General features: G+C 40.9%; 16 protein-coding genes and 1 pseudogene. 12 read left to right on the plus strand and 5 right to left on the minus strand.

What is annotated here, in order from left to right:
• The first annotated feature begins 263 nt into the window (after positions 1-263).
• The 6 genes from S4054249_RS08555 (at position 264) to S4054249_RS26900 (ending at position 4594) form a co-directional block, all read left to right on the plus strand.
• Entirely contained in the window at positions 264-1340 is a 1077-nt protein-coding gene (locus S4054249_RS08555; RefSeq protein ID WP_046354024.1) for an alpha/beta fold hydrolase, read from the plus strand.
• Complete coding sequence (locus S4054249_RS08560) at positions 1337-2557, plus strand: NAD(P)/FAD-dependent oxidoreductase (RefSeq protein ID WP_046354023.1); 1221 nt, start codon at positions 1337-1339, stop codon at positions 2555-2557. Before S4054249_RS08555 ends, S4054249_RS08560 begins: the two co-directional genes overlap by 4 nt.
• A gap of 40 nt (positions 2558-2597) precedes the next feature.
• Positions 2598-3302, plus strand: a complete 705-nt coding sequence (locus S4054249_RS27095; protein WP_046354022.1) for a cytochrome P450 — start codon at positions 2598-2600, stop codon at positions 3300-3302.
• The gene (locus tag S4054249_RS27100) at positions 3274-3720 is read left to right on the plus strand and encodes a cytochrome P450 (RefSeq protein ID WP_167354834.1); all 447 of its coding nucleotides are present in this window, start codon (positions 3274-3276) and stop codon (positions 3718-3720) included. Before S4054249_RS27095 ends, S4054249_RS27100 begins: the two co-directional genes overlap by 29 nt.
• A 305-nt stretch (positions 3721-4025) precedes the next feature.
• Positions 4026-4310 carry a hypothetical protein gene (locus S4054249_RS08575; RefSeq protein WP_145924999.1) on the plus strand — a complete coding sequence of 95 codons (285 nt, stop codon included), beginning with the start codon at positions 4026-4028 and terminating at the stop codon, positions 4308-4310.
• Between the two features lie 65 nt (positions 4311-4375).
• Positions 4376-4594, plus strand: a complete 219-nt coding sequence (locus tag S4054249_RS26900; protein WP_081333490.1) for a hypothetical protein — start codon at positions 4376-4378, stop codon at positions 4592-4594.
• A gap of 356 nt (positions 4595-4950) precedes the next feature.
• Here the strand turns inward: S4054249_RS26900 and S4054249_RS27215 are convergent.
• Positions 4951-6024: pseudogene (locus S4054249_RS27215) on the minus strand (methyl-accepting chemotaxis protein); the annotation flags it as partial.
• Between the two features lie 658 nt (positions 6025-6682).
• On the opposite strand from S4054249_RS27215, the gene S4054249_RS08590 reads away from it, so the two are divergent.
• Positions 6683-8608, plus strand: a complete 1926-nt coding sequence (locus tag S4054249_RS08590) for an alpha/beta hydrolase family protein (RefSeq protein ID WP_046354017.1) — start codon at positions 6683-6685, stop codon at positions 8606-8608.
• 409 nt (positions 8609-9017) lie between these two features.
• On the plus strand, positions 9018-9515 hold the full coding sequence (locus S4054249_RS08595; protein WP_046354016.1) for a hypothetical protein: 498 nt from the start codon (positions 9018-9020) through the stop codon (positions 9513-9515).
• A gap of 24 nt (positions 9516-9539) precedes the next feature.
• Here S4054249_RS08595 and S4054249_RS08600 read toward each other — a convergent pair whose 3' ends face one another.
• Positions 9540-10436, minus strand: a complete 897-nt coding sequence (locus S4054249_RS08600; protein ID WP_046354015.1) for a LysR substrate-binding domain-containing protein — start codon at positions 10434-10436, stop codon at positions 9540-9542.
• A gap of 153 nt (positions 10437-10589) precedes the next feature.
• Here S4054249_RS08600 and S4054249_RS08605 point away from each other — a divergent pair, with 153 nt between their 5' ends.
• Complete coding sequence (locus S4054249_RS08605; protein ID WP_230851825.1) at positions 10590-11354, plus strand: isocitrate lyase/PEP mutase family protein; 765 nt, start codon at positions 10590-10592, stop codon at positions 11352-11354.
• A gap of 191 nt (positions 11355-11545) precedes the next feature.
• Here S4054249_RS08605 and S4054249_RS08610 read toward each other — a convergent pair whose 3' ends face one another.
• On the minus strand, positions 11546-12007 hold the full coding sequence (locus tag S4054249_RS08610) for a hypothetical protein (RefSeq protein WP_046354014.1): 462 nt from the start codon (positions 12005-12007) through the stop codon (positions 11546-11548).
• Positions 12008-12673: 666 nt separating this feature from the next.
• On the opposite strand from S4054249_RS08610, the gene S4054249_RS08615 reads away from it, so the two are divergent.
• Positions 12674-14305: a DUF342 domain-containing protein gene (locus tag S4054249_RS08615; RefSeq protein WP_046354013.1), complete on the plus strand. Its 1632-nt coding sequence runs from the start codon at positions 12674-12676 to the stop codon at positions 14303-14305.
• Positions 14306-14357: 52 nt separating this feature from the next.
• Here S4054249_RS08615 and rnt read toward each other — a convergent pair whose 3' ends face one another.
• Entirely contained in the window at positions 14358-15014 is a 657-nt protein-coding gene (rnt, locus tag S4054249_RS08620) for a ribonuclease T (RefSeq protein WP_046354012.1), read from the minus strand.
• A 228-nt stretch (positions 15015-15242) separates the two neighbouring features.
• On the opposite strand from rnt, the gene S4054249_RS08625 reads away from it, so the two are divergent.
• Positions 15243-16100, plus strand: coding sequence for a flagellar protein MotY (locus S4054249_RS08625; protein ID WP_419555187.1), 858 nt, complete (start codon positions 15243-15245; stop codon positions 16098-16100).
• 33 nt (positions 16101-16133) lie between these two features.
• On the opposite strand, the gene mnmC is transcribed toward S4054249_RS08625, so the two are convergent.
• Entirely contained in the window at positions 16134-18116 is a 1983-nt protein-coding gene (gene mnmC / locus S4054249_RS08630) for a bifunctional tRNA (5-methylaminomethyl-2-thiouridine)(34)-methyltransferase MnmD/FAD-dependent 5-carboxymethylaminomethyl-2-thiouridine(34) oxidoreductase MnmC (protein ID WP_046354010.1), read from the minus strand.
• Positions 18117-18297: 181 nt separating this feature from the next.
• On the opposite strand from mnmC, the gene fabB reads away from it, so the two are divergent.
• Positions 18298-19512, plus strand: coding sequence for a beta-ketoacyl-ACP synthase I (fabB, locus tag S4054249_RS08635; RefSeq protein WP_046354009.1), 1215 nt, complete (start codon positions 18298-18300; stop codon positions 19510-19512).
• Positions 19513-19814: the final 302 nt, after the last annotated feature.

Below are 19814 nucleotides of genomic sequence, written 5' to 3' on the forward strand. Positions count from 1 at the left end.
GATAGTCCCATCAAGTTAATTTTTTTACGTCACCTTGCCTATAGTCCGTTCGGACCAAGTGGATAGTCCACAGGAGCTATGTTCGAAAAACCACGATAGAGATAAAGTTTTTACAGACGAACGAGCTGGGCATAGAGCACCCGTTCAAGGCCGATAGAGTCAAGTGCCTACAGAAAACGAGCCTGAGGATACGGATAAACATTGAGGTGTTTTGAGTGTTTGTTGCAGGTCAACAATATTGCCAGACTAGATAGGAAACTAGGATGATTGAAGAACTAATTGAATTTATAAATCAAGATTTATTGGAAGGGGCGGCGCCCGATCTGGATCAACATACACCACTTTTGGAGCTTGGGATTTTAAACTCACTATCTATGGTCAGATTACTGGCACATGTTGATCAGCGCTACGGTGCGAAAATTCCTGAGCATGACATTACACCTGTTCATTTTGAAAATATAGAAACCTTATGTGCATTAATAACAGCGTTAAGTTCAGAGGGTAAAGCGCAAGAACAAGAGGCCACCTCTGAACTAGACCGTTTGGTTAAATTACAAGAAAGCTACGGTATCAAGAGTGAACTCGTTCCAGCAGGTAGCGGCTTCAAGCAGCATACTTTGCGTGTTAAAGGGGACGGCCCTTTATGGATTTTATTGCCCGCGCTTGGTAACCCATCGACCTCCTGGTCTTCAACACTGCGCTCTGTGCAAGGGCGTCATAATGCGGTTGCATTGGATTTAGCCGGATTTGGCTTAAGCGAGAGTGCCAACGATGCCCCTTCTTATGTAGACCATGTCGAATACACACTTCAGTATTTGGAAACATTGGAAGAGCAAGAATGGGTGTTAGTTGCAAACTCTGCTGGCAGCATGATCGCAACTGAAATTGCTAGACGTTACCCAGAAAGAGTAAAAGCTCTGGTGTGCACTGGTTTTGGCTTAGTCGAAGATGTCGATAGCTGGTGGGGAGAGCTGAAGAAGATGTCTGCCAATCCTGAGCAGTTCTTAGCGGCTGCTTATTATCATCCACCGAAAATGACCCCTGCGCTTGAAGATTTATTAAATGATGTCTTGTCACGCCCTGCGTACCACACTTTTTTAGATGATTATGCCAAAAAGTCGATGGCAACGACCTTTGAAAACGTCACGGTACCGACACTGTTTGTCGCGGGTAATCATGATCAGATCATTCCGCCTGAATGGAGTGAAAAAGCGGCCGAGAAACTCGAGAACGCCACGGTTACGCGACTGTCTAGATGTGGTCACTTCTCAGCATCTGAGCGCCCTGAAGAGTTTGTTTGGGTTGTTGAAGATTTCTTAACTAAGGTGGATATGGCATGAGCGCATTTAAAAGTTACGACGTAGTCATTATTGGCAGCGGTCCAGCAGGTAGCCTGTGTGGTATTGAGTGTCGCAAAAAGGGTCTATCCGTATTATGCATCGAAAAAGATGAGTTTCCACGTTTTCACATCGGTGAATCCCTAACGGGTAATGCGGGCCAGATCATCAGAGATTTGGGCCTTGCAGATGAAATGAATGCGGCAGGGTTTCCTGACAAACCAGGCGTGAATGTGATTGGGTCTGTGTCTAAAAATGAGTTTTTCATTCCTATTCTTGCGCCTACATGGCAGGTGAGACGCAGTGACTTTGACAACATGTTAAAGCGCAAAGCCCTTGAGCATGGTGTGGAATATCAACAAGGCTTAGTAAAAGATGTTATTAAACATGAAGGTAAAGTCGTTGGTGCTATTTACAAGGCCGAGGGGATGGAACATCAAGTGCGCTCTAAAGTACTGGTGGATGCCAGTGGTCAAAATACCTTTTTATCGAGAAAGGGCATTGCCGGTAAACGTGAAATTGAGTTCTTTTCGCAGCAGATTGCTTCTTTTGCTCACTACAAAGGGGTTGAGCGTGATTTACCGCCATTTTCGACAAACACCACCATTTTATACTCGAAGCAGTATCACTGGTCATGGATCATCCCAATCTCACCAGACACAGACAGTTTAGGGATAGTGATCCCCAAAGATCTCTATTACAAAGAATGTAAAAACCCAGACGATGCCATTGCTTGGGGTATGGAAAATATCAGCCCTGAGATCAGACGCCGCTTCCAAAATGCAGAGCGTGTTGGAGAGTCACAATCGATGGCTGACTTTTCTTACCGTATTGAACCTTTTGTTGGTGATGGCTGGTTGTGTATTGGGGATGCGCATCGCTTTTTAGACCCTATCTTTTCTTATGGCGTTTCGTTTGCCATGAAAGAGGGGATCCGCGCAGCAGATGCTATTAAGCAAGCGATAGACGGCAATGATTGGAAAACCCCATTTTATGCTTATCGAGACTGGAGTAATGGTGGGCAGCAAATCGCAGCTGACCTTATTCGTTACTTCTGGATTTACCCAATCTTTTTTGGCTACCAGATGCAAAATCCGGACTTACGCGATGAAGTGATTCGTTTGCTTGGTGGCTGTTGCTTTGATTGTGAAGGTTGGAAGGCGCCAACCATTTTTAGAAATGCCATCGAAGAGTACGACCGTAAGCAAATGGTAGGTTAGGGAAAGCATTGCGCTTTTCCTTCGAAGGGAAGGATTGACTATGAACTTTGAGTGGAATGAGGATCAGATTGAATCTTGGATGACCACGGAGGTCAATGACATAGCAGAAGTCTGGAAAGCACAGGGGGATATCGCGTTTGACCCGAACAGGGAAGTGTCGTTAAAACTTGCTAGTTTCTTACACAAAGTCATGTTTGATGACCGTTTTGGTGAGTTTGAAGTGAGTATCTTTGATGAAAAAAGCTTAAGCTGGTTGCCTAATGGATTTATCAATAGTACTCGCCATGAACTGATGCCAAAGGACTTGCAAGAGCAGTATTACGATCAATATGGTGATGCAATTGAAAAATTTAGCTCTAACCTAAATGGTCTTGATCAGTATGTCTCATTCAATGTCAAGCGACGCAAAGAGGGTTATGTGGCAGGAGAATATCGCGATTTGTGTGATTATCTATTTGCCGCAAATGCCAGTGTTGATGATGACACAAAAGCGGCCCTTAACATTGGTGAAAAGGAAATTGTTGTTGGTTCTTTGACTCAGGTTGCTGGTGCTGGTGGCGGAGTAGGCGCGTTTGCGATGCGTTGGGCGCTACTTTATTTAGCTGCATATCCGGAATATCAAGCGCGCGTGCAAAAAGAATTAGACGAAGTCGTTGGACGTAATGAGGTACCACTGAACAAACACAAAGCTGAATTACCTTATACACAAGCTTTTATTGCTGAATACACAAGCTTTTATTGCTGAAGTGCTGCGCCATTGTTCTATCACGTCGATGCCGGCCGCGAATTATGCAACCAGCAAGGATACCTTGTTGGATGGTTACTTTATTCCTGAGGGCACACCTTTGGTGATTAATAACTACAGTATTACACGTGATGAAACTCTGTGGGAAAACCCAGATGAGTTTATTCCTGAGCGTTTTTTAGATGACAATGGCGAGTTGAGTAAGAAGCAGCAGGGTAAGGCGTTTCCATTTGGATTAGGCCAGCGCCGTTGCTTAGGTGAGCATTTTGGTAAGTATATTATTCATACTTTGTTTGCTCAGTTGGCACATAAGTTTACCTTTTCAATACCTGAGGGAAAAAAGGCGAACTTAAAAGCGATTTCAGGGGTGTTTTTAGTGCCTAAAGAGGTAGAAATAAAAGCAAAATCGAGATTTTAATTTGACTAAAAGTCACCATAATTATGGTGGCTTTTATCTATGCTGTTTAAGTTAGTGTGCCATTAAAAAGTAATAATATGATGTTCAACTGTTATTTTTTATAGAAATAGCCGTTTAGGTTAATCCTTGATTGTTATTTCTCATTAAAAATCTTTGATTTTAAATTCAACTGTTTATAAAATATTATTTTAAAATAGATAATTAGGGTTATTATGTTTAGGCTTTTTTCATGTACTTTATTACTTCTCTCTTTTTTTTCAACCTCGCAAGCGCATAGCGCTGACAAATGGTTCGTGGATGTTTATGTGGATCAGTTAACTGCTGGGTATAAAGAAGGCTACTTGTTGGTGTCGTTTGAAACACAGGGTGGTAATGCTGTTTGGGTGAATCCTAAAAATTGCGCTAGAACAAGCAATAATGTTTATATCGTAGATCCTAACAATACGAATGTTGATTACATTTATTCAATGTTACTTGCAGCAAAAACAGCAAATAAGCCTGTTAGCGTTGCGGTTGATGCTAATCACTGTGGCACTAGCGGTTTTGAGTATGGCAGTAGCCGCCCTTCTATTGCTCGTGCAAAAATGTAAAAAACATAATTAGAACTAGCTTCGTTATTTTAAAGCTAAAATCAAGTATCTGGAACCGCTTATAAATGTTAAACGGTGTACGTATGAAGTCCTTTAAAATAAATAGACTTAACACGCCTTGGGGCGTGTTCAAAGTGTCTGGATTTTATGATTATCATGAAAGTATAAAAATAACGAAGTTAGAAATTATGGGAACTGATGGTTGGGTTTTGTTTAATGAAAACTTTAACTTTAATCAGGAACTTATTCTAGAAGTAAAAAATTTTTTAGTTCGAACAGGTTAGACAATTACTTAATCTATATGATGCTGGTAATAGGTTTAGGTTGTGGCGAACCCCGCTTAATTGGTTACTTATTTGTAGGGTAATTCTTGCTATTTTTGCTGCTTTTAAACCACTCTAGACGAGGTGCTGAAAGCAGCAAAATTTAAAAAAGAATAAAATGATTACTAGGTAACTCAGACGTTAAGAGTGAATTAATGTGGTGCAGTCACTGTTAATAATCAATGGTTATTTTATCACTATTATGCGATGTTCTCGCTTGCTAGTAACGAACAATATGATGAAACCTAATTCAGTCTCGCGACAGTATTTACGATACTATCCACTTGCTGGTTAATTTCGTTGATGGTGGTGTTGAGCTCTTCAATAAGCGCTACGCCCGAAGTTACTTGCTCTGCACTTGCTCTCATTGATGCAGATGCATCTGCTGAATGTGCCAAGTTTGCTTTAACAACTTCTGCAATCTCAGTTGTTGAACTGCTGGTTCTGGCTGCAAGTTGACGCACTTCATCGGCTACAACAGCAAACCCTCTCCCTTGTTCACCAGCGCGAGCTGCTTCAATGGCAGCATTGAGCGCAAGTAAGTTAGTCTGCTCTGCGATAGCGCTGATAGTGGATACGATGTTGTTGATTTGGTCTGATTGCTTGTTCAAAGCCTCTATTTTGGTTAAAGCAGTACTCATGTCATCGCTTAATAATTTCATCAGCTCAATGACTCCCGTGACAGACTCAGTGCCTTTTTGCGCCGATTTGTCAGCAAGATTTGAAGCATACCCAACATTTTCTTGAGTTTGGCGTGTACCGATAATGCGATCTGTGATATCGGATGCAAATTTAGTGACTTTTATGACTTTTCCGTTTTTATCGATAATAGGGTTATAGCTGGCTTCAAGCCATAATTCATTACCCAACTTATTTTTTCTTTCGACTTGGCCACTAAAGTAATGACCAGCAGCCAGCTGGTTCCAAAGCGCCGTGTAGTCACGGGACTGAACGACATGTTGTGGACAAAGCATACTATGGTGTTGACCTTTAATTTCTTCTAAACGGTAGCCAGTTGCATTTAAAAAATTATCATTAGCTGTCAGTATGTTACCTGAGATGTCAAACTCAATGACAGCCATAGAGCGGTAAAGCGCATTAATCAGGTTTTGCTGTGACACTGCACTATGCTCTCGGTTAGTAACATCAGACGCAAATTTGACGATCTTGACAAGATCTCCCTCGAAATTGAAAACGGGATTGTAGCTTGCTTCAAGCCAAAGTTGCTTACCAGAGCGAGTAAAGCGCTCAATGGTGCCAGAGAAAAACTCACCTCGATTCAGGTTTTGCCAGAGGCTTTGGTAATCTGCCGAACTCGTATATTGCCTATCACAGAAAATACGATGATGTTTACCAACTAGTGCTTCTAACTCGTATTCCATGACTTGGAGGAAATTGTCATTCGCAGTAATGATTTTTCCGTCGGGTGTGAACTCAATGATGGCGGTAGAGCGTCCTACGGATGCCAATGTTTGCTCAAATGCTTGCTTTTCATCGGTCACTTGAGCTAACGACTGCTGTAGTGCTTTTCTTTCTTTGCCAAAACTAAACATTGATGTTCAAACCCCAAGTATGATTATTTCAAAGAGTCGAATTATTGTTATGTGTGGGGGAAAGTCAATCATGAAAGTGAAATTTCATCAATAAGTATGGTTTTTGTACCTTTTTGATATGGGTTAATTTTGTTTTTTATATAAAAATCATTACCTTGCAGTTTGTGTATTTGATTTTAATTTAATTGACAGTGTGTCATTAAAGCTACCGGACTTTGTGCATTAAGATGGATGATTGTAGCTTGCAATATCGAAAAGTTAACTATTTTGGTCTTTTTTTAAACGAATTGTGTTTTTTATTGTGATCAGGCTTTTATTACAGGCTAGATGTACATTATACACACTTAATTTATCAATGCTCATTTTGTATATAAGTGAGCTGTGCTAGTTAGGCTGTAATGCTAATTACTTGATGCGCTTTTAAAGAAAAAATAATAGATATTATTGATTCAATGTTTGATAATTCGGTCTAAAATTTACGACTATAAGGTTTATAATGCCCATAGCATTATGTTTTTTGATGGCATTTTGGCTGTCAACTTTTCAATTTAACGCTTATGCACACGTACAAGAAAAACTACCTGTAGAGGCATATGCAAGTCTGCCGCATGTAAGTGAATTCAACCTCTCGCCAAATGGCTCTAAGTACGCTTATGTTATAAATAACAAAGGGGAGTTGATTTTAGCTGTACGTGACATTGCTTCTGGAAAAATAACAGCAATAACAAGAACTGATAATTTAAATGCTAAGCTAAATTGGTTTGACTGGTTAAACAACGATATTCTGCTGTTTGGCATATCATATACTAAAAGAGAGAGCCTTGTGAGGTATACACGCACAGAGCTACTCAGCTTTGATTTAAATAACATAAGTAAAGGCGCTAAATTGGTTGTGCGTCCTAAACGAGGTCAACATAACGCTCAATTTAAAGACCATGTTATTAGTATGCTGCCGGACGACCCAGAACATGTTCTGCTTTCAATCGATTTAAAGCAGCCGAATCGTCCAGGTGTATATAAACTGAATGTTAAAAAGCGCAAACTCAAACGTGTTGTTAGATACAAATCGAATATAAATAGTTGGGTAGCTGATAGACAGGGCAATGTTCGAATGTCTTATCATAGGGACGAGACACGTATTTATTACCGCTTGTTAGATGACAAAACTTCAAAATGGAAAACCATTTTTGATTACGAAGTTTTTTCGAAAGATAAAGTCTCAGTGCTAGGTTTTGATATTGACCCTTCCCTTTTATATATAAAAGCAGTTCACAATGATAAAGACTCCATTTTCAAAGTCGATCTCAAGGATCCTAAGTTGACAAGAGAGCTTGTGTTTCATGATCCAAATTATGATGTTGATGGAACGCTTGTGTATTCACCTATAACAGGAGCTGTCGCCGGTTTTTCTCATGCACATGTGGACAATTCCATTCAATATTGGGACAGTGACTTGCAAGCATTGCAAAGATCTATTTCGCAAGTTCTGCCTGGCGCAAGCAATACCATTATCGATATGGATAAAACGGGTACTCGGTATATTGTGTACAGTGGCTCTGACAAGGACCCAGGAAGTTATTTGTTAGGAGACACGGCGAAAAATTCAATTCAATATCTTGCGAAACAGTACCCGCTAATTGATGAGAGTAGTTATCTTGGAAAGCAGTTGGTTGAGTATACTGCGAGAGATAAGGTTAAAATCGAGGGGTATATAACATTACCGAAAGGGTATGAATCTGGAAGAAAATACCCTGCAATTGTGTTGCCACATGGCGGTCCCTATGCTCGAGATTATCAGGGTTTTGATTACTGGTCAGAGTTTTTCGCTCATAACGGTTACATCGTGTTGCAGCCAAACTTTCGAGGTTCGTATGGCTATGGGTTCGAATTTGCCCAAGCTGCAATCGGCGGTTGGGGTAAGGCTATGCAGGACGATTTAGATGACGCCGCGAAATGGTTAGTGGCGCAGGGGTATGCAGAGAAAAATAAAATGTGTATCGCTGGTGGCAGCTACGGTGGGTATGCAGCAATAATGGCTGTTATAAAACACCCAGAAACCTTTATGTGTGCGGCGAGCTTTGCTGGGGTGACGGATTTAGAATCAATTTACTCACAAGCCCGTTACTTTACCAACAAAGACGTGGTAAGAAAGCAATTAGGAGGTGATCGGTCTCAATTAGAAAAGGTGTCGCCTGTAAGTTTGTCAGAGTTTATTTCAAAACCTATTTTGCTTATTCACGGTACAGAAGATGTCACTGTCCCAGTAAGTCAAAGCAAAAAACTGGTCAATAAATTACGAGATAGAAATAAAGATGTGACTTATATTGAGCTAGAAGATGGCGATCATCATTTGAGCTATCAACCTCATCGTATCCAGACTTTAAAAGCAATGTTGGTATTTTTTGATAAACACCTAAAGTAGGTAAAGTGGAGTATAAGGTCTTAACCTTATGCTCATTATGAGCGTAATTATTTATCTGCATTTTTAGGCTATCAGATTTCTAACCTGATAGCCTTTTATTGCCTTTATTCTAAGGCGTGTTTCTCCATCACTATAAAATGTACAGAAACGGCTCTCGAGCGTGAGCTTGGAGCACATTAAGCAATATTGTATTCATTTATCTCAGTCGGACTTTAAGTTGTTGATGCGGGGTAAACTAACTCATCTGGTTTCCACGTGCCATGGCGACAATTATTTATAGGTAATAGTAAAAGAGGTGATTTTGACTGTGACGACAACCTACTTATTGACTAGGTCTTAATAAGTTGGAACAGACATAAAAAATGGTAAATAATGAAGTTCAATAATAATAAGAAGAATGGAAAATAAGATGCGATTTAGTTTTATGTTGTTTGTGTCAGTACTATCAAATAGTGCAAGTGCAAGTAGCGCGCCAGAAGAGGTTGTCGGCGCATTATTTGAAGCGCTTTCCCATGCTCCAAAAGAAAAGCCAGATATTGAAAAATTGAAAGCGTTATTTCATGCAGAAGCCAAAATTTTTGGTGTTCAACAAGCGAATGCGAAGTCTAATTTGATGGCCGTTTCGGGTGCAGAGTTCATTACTTTGTTAGATAAAGTGCCTGAAAAGGGGTTTTTCGAATGTGAGGTGGTTAGAAAAGTGCAGAGATATGATCGTTTTGCACAAGTATATAGTGTGGCAGAGACTCGATTCAATAAAGACCAAAAGAAGCCTGACTTTACGGGTGTCAATAGCATCCAACTCTATAAACAAGAGAATGAGTGGCAAATATTATCTCTGTACTATCAAATTGAGAGCCCTAGTAATCCTATAAGCTTAGAGGGGGCTAAAAGCGGTGCGTGTTTGTAACTAGAGCTAACAGCACCATATGGCTTAGCAGTGCTTCATTTCATTGCTGAGCCAGTCGGTAAATATTTTAAGCCTTGCCAGTCTTGGAGAGTTTTGATCGTAGATAAAATATCTCTTAACTTTATTTGGGTGCGGCAGTTTGTAGGGAATAGTAAGAGTACCACTATCTAGTTGCTGTTGACATAAGTATGGGACAGCCAGTGTAACGCCATGACCACTCGAAACCGCACTAATTGCCATATCAGTCGAGTTTACTTTTGTCCAAAGAGTATGCTGCTCAACCCCTTTTACACCAGCTACGTTAAACCAGCTAGGCCAATCGTAAGGGCCTGCATGAGTTAAAGAGACGATATGTTGGGACAATAAGTTGGCTGGATCGTTTAAATCTAGTTGTGCCGCTAAGCTACTTGAGCAGATAGGGTAAACGGATGATTCACCAAAATATTCGCAGTTAAAATTATCTGGAGTATGTTGTTCAACAGAGGTGCCAAATCGAATTGCTAAGTCTATATGCGATTGTTTCAAATCAACAAAGTTTGCTGAAGAAGAAACGCTGATTTGAATATTAGGGTAACGATTTGTGAAGCCTTGTAACCTTGGCATCAGCCAAAGCGAAATAAAAGCCTGCGTGGAGGTGATAGTGAGTTCACCATCAATACCTTCTCTTTGAACTAGGTTTATTCCCTTATTTAATATCGTGAGTCCGTTTTGAGCATGATCGAAAAGGGCAACGCCTTGCTGGGTTAGTAGCATTCGCTTTCCTTTGCGGATAAACAAACGGGTATTGAGTATGGCTTCGAGCTGTCGTATTTGCTGGCTAACAGCAGCTTGAGATATACATAACTCTTGTGCTGCATGGCTGTAGCTATTGTGTCTTGCTGCACACTCAAACGTGACTAGTAGATTGATATTTTTAAACACGTGACTTTGGTAGCTCTTGAATTTATTTTTTTATTATAAGCAGAGCTTATAGTTAAAGTCGATTTTCATCGTTGGTCTTTTTTAATCGAGACTGCAAAAATGCAGCCATTGAGCACAGAACGATACAATTAATAAATAAAAGATAAGGATACAATGATGATTGAATTTAAACAGCTTCACCAACAGAATACACCACTGCTACTGGCAAACGTTTGGGATGCAACGAGTGCAAAATGTGCAGAGCAAGCTGGTTATCAAGCAATTGGCACCTCCAGTGCGGCACTGGCTGCGGTGCTCGGTTACGAAGATGGCGAACACATACCTTTTGAAGAGTTATTATTTGTTGTTAGAAGGATCGCAGCGTCGAGCAGCTTGCCATTAAGTGTCGATATTGAGTCCGGATTTAGCACCAAGCCGCACACTATCGCCAATCATATTCAGCAGCTGGCAGAATTGGGGGTTGTGGGAGTTAACATTGAAGATAGCCGAGTAAAAGAAGCTCGCACATTGTGTAATAAAGATGAGTTTGCCACATTGTTGCAGGAGGTGCGTTCAGAGCTTACCGCTCGTGATGTCCCTATGTTTATTAATGTGCGTTGTGATGCATTTTTACTGAGGGTTGAAAATGCAGTAGATGAAGCGCTTATAAGAGCGAGTAGTTATCAAGCTGCAGGAGCGGATGGGTTATTTTTCCCATGCATTGCCCATGAACAAGATATTATTAAAGTCGTTAAAGCAACATCGTTACCGATCAATGTGATGGCCATCCCCTCTTTGCCAGACATAGATACATTGACACAGCTTGGTGTAAAGCGAATTAGCACCGGCAACTTTGCACAGATAGCAATGAATGAGCAGTTGAGTGCAAAGCTATTACAACTAAAAGCGCAAAGCAGTTGTTCAGTACTTTTTGAGTGACACGCTTTTGCCAGCGCAGCGGCCTAATGTAGTGAAAGTATGCACTGTATTTGTGATGTTTTAAATACTTCTGATTAAGGAGTCGTGTTCATGTGCTTAATTGTAACTACACAATGAGCACATGACTGTTTGTCCAGTGCATTGTTTAAAGATAATGAAATTATTTTAAATAGCTCAAAAAGTCACATTTACTACAGTGATTCACTTAACTGTTTACTGCCGCAATGAGGTATGTCACACATCGCGACTTCTAACCGACTAAAATCTTGGTTACAAGGAGGGGCTGCATATAGAATATTTGAGTTATGTTTAAAAGTAGATCTGCCCAAGGCTTTGATTGAAGTTTGCCCATATACAAGCGCATGCAGGTTGTTTTGGTTTATTTTCCAAGCGCAAACCTTCTCGATTTCAGGGTTATTAGCTTGTGTGATCTTGATAACATTGGATGCGACGGATAAGTCCATGTAGCTTTTTTGGCTGCTGGCTATTTTGTAATAAAAGGCACTATAATCCCTGCTACAGGGTATAAGCTCAAACTCTGTTGCTTGCTCGACCAAGCCATTACCATAAAATAAGCCAGATATTTCACTGCGAATAGTTATATAACCAAAATCTTGACCTTGAGTGATAAGTTTTAGGTATTGTTTGTTCATGTTTTATCATCCACAGTGACGTGACATCACCTGTTTGGCACTCACTTTAACCAATATTATTAAGACGAACACCTCAATAAGAACATTAACCGTACTTTGTTGAGTAAATATGACATTAGTTCAAAGTTGAATTATGGGTACGACCAAGTTATGGAATGAGTTTTCTTGTATACATATAACTTCTTACTTCCTCCATAATTTGTTGATAACGTTTTCCAGCCTTTTTGATAAAGTCGCAAACAAAATCAGTAAACAGGTCAGTGATCTGAGCAGTGTATTTACAATTTTTTATGGCTCAAAAAGTGCATAAAATTCCATGATAGATTTTGCTAATTAAAAAAATATGTGAAATTGAATTAAGGCATTTTCAAACGAATATGATGCCAAAGCAGGAAAAGCGGCTAATCAATTGACAAGTTTTACACTTGAGTTCAGCTAATAATAAAGTCTCATATTGTGAATTTTACTAAAGAAATCACGCATTTTTCCGATAAATTTAGTAATAATAGCAACTTGTACTATTTTGGCGTTTAATACGTTTACAATCATTCATAATTTGCCTTAAAAGTGGCCGTTTTTAACTTAACATTGTTAAGACGATATGCTGAAATGGTGGAAGTTGCATAAAAAAAAGTAAAATATGCAAGAGTATTTAGGAAGGAAGTGATGTCGTTGTTTAGTTTTGATGAGGAGTCTGGGTATGTTTCTATGAAGGAACATCCTGCGCATTCGGGATTTCCCGCGAGTGCTGCACAGCTAGTTGAGCTGCTAGAACAATCCTCGTATGCCGACTTTGATGTCATTCACGCCAATATTGGTCAATTGTTTGCTCCTTCAGATGATAGAGAGAAAGATGTTCTCATCGTTGCAAGGGCTGTTGATGCTTCTATCGTCGTGCATGTGGAAGAAAATAACATGTTAGCAGAAGCGCGCTTGACGACCGCAAGGGGCGGTAAGCTAATCACGATAGATGAAGCAAGAGATGCATTGACCAATGCAGGTGTGGTAAAGGGGATCAATGAAAGGGCGCTTGATACATTCTTGGGACAACAGTTTGAACAATCTCCCGGTAGTGTGTATTCAGGTATCGTGGCTCATGGTGTTAGGGCGAAGGATGGCACCGATGCGCGTTTTGTTAGACTGTGTATGACAGCACAAGACAGAGTGCTGAGTCCACAGGAAAAATCGGGCGGAAAAGTTGATATGCGTGATTTGGGCGCCATTATCACAGTGAAACCTGGCAGTCCTTTGATGAAACGTGTTCCTCCGACACCAGGAGAGAAGGGCTACTCGGTGTTTGGTGATATTTTAGAACCTAAGCCAGGCAAAGACTTCACGTTACAGGTTTCAGAAGGCACTAAAATTAGCCCAGAAGATCCAAATTTATTGATAGCAAACGCAAAAGGGGTACCGGTAGCCGTTCCTCGTGGTATGCGCGTGGACGATGTTTTATGTTATGACAACGTTGACGTCACAACCGGGCATATTGAGTTTGATGGCAGTGTGGTTGTTAGCGGTGATGTCAAAGATGGTATGAAGATAAAAGCCACCGGAGATATCACGGTGATAGGGTTCGTAGAATCAGCTCACTTAGAAAGTGCAAGTGCGGTGACTGTCATGCTGGGGGCAATAGGGAGGAAGCGTCTTGAAGGTGAGGACTTTTCTTGTGTCATAAAGGCAAAAAGAACGATCTCTGTTGGCTATGGACAATATTGTCACATAGAATCAGAACAAGATTTATTCATTGAACGTCAAGCATTACACTGTGATTTAAAGTCAAAGCGTTTGATACGCGTCGGTAAAGGCGATACGCCAAGAGGCAAACTTATCGGTGGTAATGTTTACAATGCGATGCGCATTGAAGCTGGTGAAGTGGGCGCTCCTTCTGGCACACGTACTCGCATTGTGCTGGCGCAAGATTGGTATGATTTAAAGAAAAAAGAAAAGGAGTTTAAAGAGCTCGATAAATTATTGTCGGACAAATTATTAGCTGTAAAGCGCGCTCAAATTAAAGCTAAGAAAACACCTGCTTCAGACAAGCGTGATAATTACCTCAAAAAGCTTGCAACGACAGAGCAGCGTTTAGACGCGCACTATAAAAGAAATGTGCGTAATTGTAAGCTTGTTGCTCAAAAGCTCATGCGTTTGGTGAAACTAAGCCGTGTTAAAGTTAACGAGTTAATGCATCCAGGTATTGAATTGACTATTGCAAAAGATAGCCGTTCTTTTTCCAGAATTTACCCCCCTCACTCTGTTAAGTTAGACGCTGGGAAAATTACCCAAGAGTTTCAAAATTAAAAAAAGCAGCCTAGGCTGCTTTTTTTAATTCTCGCGAAATGTTGTGTTGCTCTTATTCAGCGTTCTCTTGCTCTTCGCTTTGTGGTAAAGGCCATCCGCCAAGGGCTTGCCATTTATTGACGATATAACAAAACAACTCTGCAGTACGCTCAGTGTCGTACAGTGCAGAATGTGCTTGAGAGTTATCAAATTCTATTCCTGCTGCACGACACGCCTTAGCAAGTACGGTTTGGCCCAAAGCAAGGCCAGATAACGAGGTTGTGTCAAAACTAACAAAAGGGTGGAAAGGCGTGCGTTTTATGTTATTGCGTTCAATGGCTGCGTTTAAAAAGCCATGGTCAAACGCAGCATTGTGAGCGACGATAACAGAGCGTTGACACCCTGCATCTTTTTGCGCTTTTCTAACAGCCTTGCAGATCTCTTTAATTGCCTCACTTTCTTCTACTGCACCACGTAGCTCAGAGAAAGGGTCAATGCCGTTAAACTCGATGGCAGATTGCTCAATGTTAGCACCCTCAAAAGGTGCCACATGGAAATGGATTGTTTTATCAATGCTGAGCTCACCTTGGTCGTCCATTTTTAATAAACTGACGGCAATTTCTAATAGGGCATCAGTTTCTTTATTGAAGCCAGCTGTTTCAACATCAATTACTACGGGGAAAAAGCCTCTGAAGCGTTTCGCGAATAGGGTTTGCTCTTGTTCTGCCATGATAAACTTGGATTTCTAAAATTAGGCGCCTATTATACTGATCATAAGGCAAGATGCTAATTAGGATCGGGCGAACAAGCAGATATTTTTAGTTTCTGTCGATTTATTGTCTCGAAAGGCGGTATGTTTATTGCTTCATAATATCTCGAAATATGAAATAGGCACTAAAAAATTGGCCTATTTAGTTGTGCAAAGGCTTGGAGAAGCAAAGTGAGTTTACATTTCAATATCTTAGCGACTGTTATCACATGTGTGTTTGCGACTAGTGCACACAGTGCGATGCGGCAATATAGTGCCTCGGTTGATAACTCCAAGTGGATGGTTGATAGAACAACGCGGTTATCTTGCACACTCTCCCATGATGTGCCGTATTACGGTGAAGCCATTTTTAGTGCGACAGCAAGTAAAAATAAAGATCTCACCTTTAATCTTGATATGGTTATTAGACCCGAAGACTATGATTTTGCAGGTCTTGAATCTGTTCCCCCTAGTTGGCGTGCAGGGCTGCCAGCTCGATCAATGGGTAAGATGGCTTTGCTTAAAAAGTTTGATGGGGAACTATCAAATCCTGTTGCGTGGGAAATGCTTACTGAACTTGAGAAAGGGTATCAACCTACCTTTTACTATCAAGATTGGAATAACAAGCATGATCAGATTGCTGTTTCTTTATCGTCTGTAAACTTCAAAAAGTCTTATTGGGACTTTTTACAGTGCAGAGACAACTTGTTGCCGTACAGTTTTGAAGACATTGCATTTGTGGTGATGAACTATCGTAAAAACTCAAGCGAATTGACCAAGTCGTCTCGTAAACGATTAGATATGATCGGGGAGTATTTAAACAATGACCCGGACATTGACTCTATTTATATCTCTGCATATTCAGACAGCTATGGCGGTAAAAACATTAATTTAAATTTATCGAAGAAACGCGCGATGGCCATAAAAGAGTACATGGCTAGCAAAGGTGTACCATCTGACAAAATTATGACAGATGGATTTGGCGAGAAGCGTCACGTTGCAATTAACACGACGCCGATTGGGCGAGAAGCAAACCGTCGAGTGATAATACAAATATCCAAGCCCTAATAGCGGGCTTGGTCGCATCAGTTCATAAAATGCTTAGATTTTATTCCTGATCATATCTCTGATCACCAAACGCGCAGGGTGCAGTGCCTCGTTAATGCGTTCGCTAAAAGGCAAAGGTTCTTGGGTTAAACTTGCAACCAGATGCTCAGTAACAAGAGGTGCAGTGCACAGCCCTCTTGCACCAAATCCGGTAACTACATGCAGCCCTTTATGGGGTAAGTTTTGGTCGTTAAAGTCATAGAACTTACCTTTTTTGATATTCTCGTATGCTTGCAGCAAATCATGCTTGTCTTGGACTTGCCCGATCATAGGGGTGTGGTCGTTAAAACAGCATCTCACAGCAGCTTTAGCGCTTTCAATTGAGCCTAAACTATTATTGAAGTCAGTACCTTGATAAAAGCCAGCAAGTTGTTCACGGTTGGTGAAGTTATCTTGCTCAGTGACTTCTCTTGATTTGCTATGTTTTTCAAAAGTTGCGCCCATGCAATGAAGGCCATTAAGGCTCGGAGTAAAGTAGCCTTTATGGCAAAGTACTGTAGCCAATTTAGATGAGGCGACTCCTTCGTTGATGTGAGAGACTTGTCCGCGGACGCCGTGAATGCCAATGTCTTTTGTTTGTTCAAACCGATCTGAGTGTTCACCTGCGCAAACAAACACATCTGAAAATGGACCCAATTGACCTTCGTTTGTCGTCAAGTACCAACCATCTACTTTCTTATCTAGTTTTTCAACGTGAGTATTAAAGTGGCACTTGCTAGCTTGCAGATCTTGTGCAGCATTAAATACAGCTTTAGTGAGCATAGGAGGGCTAACCCATCCGCCAAGTTCAATAAATAGTCCACCGTACGGTGTATCAATATTGGCAATTTCTTGTGCTTCGGTTTGATCAACCGCTTTGATCAGCTGCTTTGGAAAAATGTTGCTCTCGGCCACTTTGTTGTGTTGTGTCTTTTTACTGTCGTTGATGCTTTGTAGCAGGACACCGCACCATTGATGGTCAAAGTGGTAGCCATTATTGAGAAGTTGGTCGTAAAAACGTCGAGCGTATAAAAAGCTATGTGCATAAAACTCGGAAGGGATCCCAAATTCGGCCTGCAAGTTTGGATAAACCGCACCTTGTAAGTTGTGAGAGGCACCTTGTGCAAGTGCATCGTCTTCACAAAATAAACTGCTTTGCACACCACGTTTGGCCAAATGATATTGCAAACAGCTGCTGGCTATGCCTCCACCAATAATAGCAACACTAGAGAGCTCTGCTTTGTGTTGTTGATAATATATAGGTGTAGTTGCGTGCTCAGTAGCTGTTTTTAGTTTACCAACAACCATTTCTCGTTTACGACCGTAGCCTTTGACTTTTTTACACTCAAATCCTGCATCTTGTAAGCCTCTTCGAACGAAACCCGCCGCTGTAAAGGTAGCAAAGGTTGCATTCTCTTGGCTCAAGTGTGCCATCGCATTAAACAATGATTGCTGCCACATATCTGGATTTTTACTCGGGGCAAATCCATCTAAGTACCAAGCATCTACCACGCCTTTACTTTGGTAAGCAATTTGTGGCATTGAGTCTTGTACATCACCGAACCACAAATCTAAAATAACTCGACCTTGGTCAAACTCTAATCTATGGCAGCCTTGAAGTGCCAAGGGGTATTGCTGGCATAGCTGATCTGATAGTTCACTGAGTCCGGGCCAAGCTTTTAGCGCTTGTTTTAAGTCACTTAACTTAATCGGGTATTTCTCGAACGATATGAAATAAAGTCGTTCAACAGCCAAGTTTTCAGTGCGTTTGAATTGTGACCAAGTATTCAGGAAATTTAGACCTGTACCAAACCCGGTTTCGGCAATAACAAAGTGTTTCCTTGGGTGTGTGGTCAATCTCGCCGGCAATTCATTTTGCTCAAAAAACACATAATTTGATTCGGCTAGGCCATCATCATTCGAGAAATAAACGTCGTCAAAATTGTCCGCAACGGGCGTGCCGGAATCATTAAAATGGATTTGTGCGTTACTTATCATAGAAATACGTTGGTATAATGCTCATAAATTATAAGTATTTTACTGGTTTTATTTGCATTAGTCCGTTGCAATTTCACAAATATCAGTTCAGAGTACGTGTGTACGCTGGAAAGCTGACCACTTGATCAGTATTTTATGCGTAGAATACACCTAAATTTTTTAAGTTCTAAGGGAATTACCCATGAGAAGAGCCGTAATTACGGGGATCGGTGTTGTTTCAAGCATCGGTAACAACAAGCAAGAAGTATTAGAATCTTTGAAAGCGGGTAAAAGTGGTATTGCTTTTAACCAAGAGTTTGCTGACATGAATTTACGCAGTAATGTGTCAGGTAAAATTGATATTGACGTCAAAGCGTTAGTAGATCGTAAAGCACACCGTTTTATGGGTGATGCTGCTGCGTATTCATATATTGCGATGGCACAAGCTATCGAAGACTCTGGTTTATCAGAAGATCAAGTTTCGAATGAACGTACTGGCCTTGTAGTTGGCTCTGGTGGTGGTTCTTCTAAGTATCAAGTAGAAGCCGCTGATATTTTACGTGAGCGTGGCGTAAAGCGTGTTGGCCCTTACATGGTACCTCGTACTATGGCAAGTACAACATCAGCGTGTCTTGCAACGCCTTTTAAGATTAAAGGTGTGAACTATTCAATCAGTTCAGCATGTGCCACTTCTGCACACTGTGTTGGTCATGCTGTAGAACAAATTCAACTTGGTAAGCAAGATGTTATCTTTGCAGGTGGTGGTGAAGAGCTTCACTGGACACTTGCAATGGAATTCGACGCGATGGGTGCACTATCAACCAAATATAACGAAGAGCCAGAAAAAGCATCACGTACTTACGATGCAAATCGCGATGGTTTTGTTATCTCTGGTGGTGGCGGCATCATGGTTATTGAAGAGCTTGAACATGCTCTAGCTCGTGGCGCACATATTTATGGTGAAATCGTGGGTTATGGTGCGACTTCAGATGGCTACGACATGGTTGCGCCATCAGGTGAAGGCGCCGTTCGTTGTATGAAGCAAGCAATGGCTACTATTGAAGGTGACATTGATTACCTAAATACACACGGGACTTCAACGCCAGTGGGTGATGTAAAAGAGCTAGGCGCAATTCAGGAACTGTTTGGCGATAACTCACCTGCAATCAGTGCGACTAAAGCAATGACTGGCCACGCGCTGGGTGCAGCAGGTGTTCACGAAGCTATTTACTCAGTACTGATGCTTGAAAATAACTTTATCACGCCATCAATCAATATTGATGAACTGGATGAAGAAGCAAAAGGCTTAGACATCGTAACAGAACGTCGTGATGTTGAACTAAACACGGTAATGTCGAACAGCTTCGGCTTTGGCGGCACCAATGCGACGCTTGTTGTTCAAAAGTATAAAGGCTAATTTTAAATTAGTTCATAACGAAAAGCCCTTCGGGGCTTTTTTTGTTTGTAATAACCGCTCTTTAGTCTTCGCACTCTCCTTAATACCACTTTTGTTAAAATATATTTTTGTTTTTTGCACATATAAATTGTAATGACTTGAGAGGTTTATTAAAGAGGCAATGCGTTGTTTAATTTGATGTGAACAGGGATGGAATTAGTGGTGGTATTGTCGCTGATATAGATGGCGAAGTGGGCTTAGTGATGATTAGGGGCGATAGGTTTAATGATTACTATTAAAATGGATTTAGCTAGGTGTAGTAA

It is taken from the genome of Pseudoalteromonas luteoviolacea (assembly GCF_001750165.1).
GTDB classification, from domain to species: domain Bacteria; phylum Pseudomonadota; class Gammaproteobacteria; order Enterobacterales; family Alteromonadaceae; genus Pseudoalteromonas; species Pseudoalteromonas luteoviolacea_G.

Coding starts and splice junctions, on each gene's coding strand:
- rnt (WP_046354012.1), bottom strand. CDS start 15,014: ATGGCAGAACAAGAGCAAACCCTATTCGCGAAACGCTTCAGAGGCTTT.
- fabB (WP_046354009.1), top strand. CDS start 18,298: ATGAGAAGAGCCGTAATTACGGGGATCGGTGTTGTTTCAAGCATCGGT.
- S4054249_RS08595 (WP_046354016.1), top strand. CDS start 9,018: ATGCGATTTAGTTTTATGTTGTTTGTGTCAGTACTATCAAATAGTGCA.
- S4054249_RS27095 (WP_046354022.1), top strand. CDS start 2,598: ATGAACTTTGAGTGGAATGAGGATCAGATTGAATCTTGGATGACCACG.
- S4054249_RS08590 (WP_046354017.1), top strand. CDS start 6,683: ATGCCCATAGCATTATGTTTTTTGATGGCATTTTGGCTGTCAACTTTT.
- S4054249_RS08555 (WP_046354024.1), top strand. CDS start 264: ATGATTGAAGAACTAATTGAATTTATAAATCAAGATTTATTGGAAGGG.
- mnmC (WP_046354010.1), bottom strand. CDS start 18,116: ATGATAAGTAACGCACAAATCCATTTTAATGATTCCGGCACGCCCGTT.
- S4054249_RS08560 (WP_046354023.1), top strand. CDS start 1,337: ATGAGCGCATTTAAAAGTTACGACGTAGTCATTATTGGCAGCGGTCCA.
- S4054249_RS08610 (WP_046354014.1), bottom strand. CDS start 12,007: ATGAACAAACAATACCTAAAACTTATCACTCAAGGTCAAGATTTTGGT.
- S4054249_RS08605 (WP_230851825.1), top strand. CDS start 10,590: ATGATGATTGAATTTAAACAGCTTCACCAACAGAATACACCACTGCTA.
- S4054249_RS08615 (WP_046354013.1), top strand. CDS start 12,674: ATGTCGTTGTTTAGTTTTGATGAGGAGTCTGGGTATGTTTCTATGAAG.
- S4054249_RS26900 (WP_081333490.1), top strand. CDS start 4,376: ATGTTAAACGGTGTACGTATGAAGTCCTTTAAAATAAATAGACTTAAC.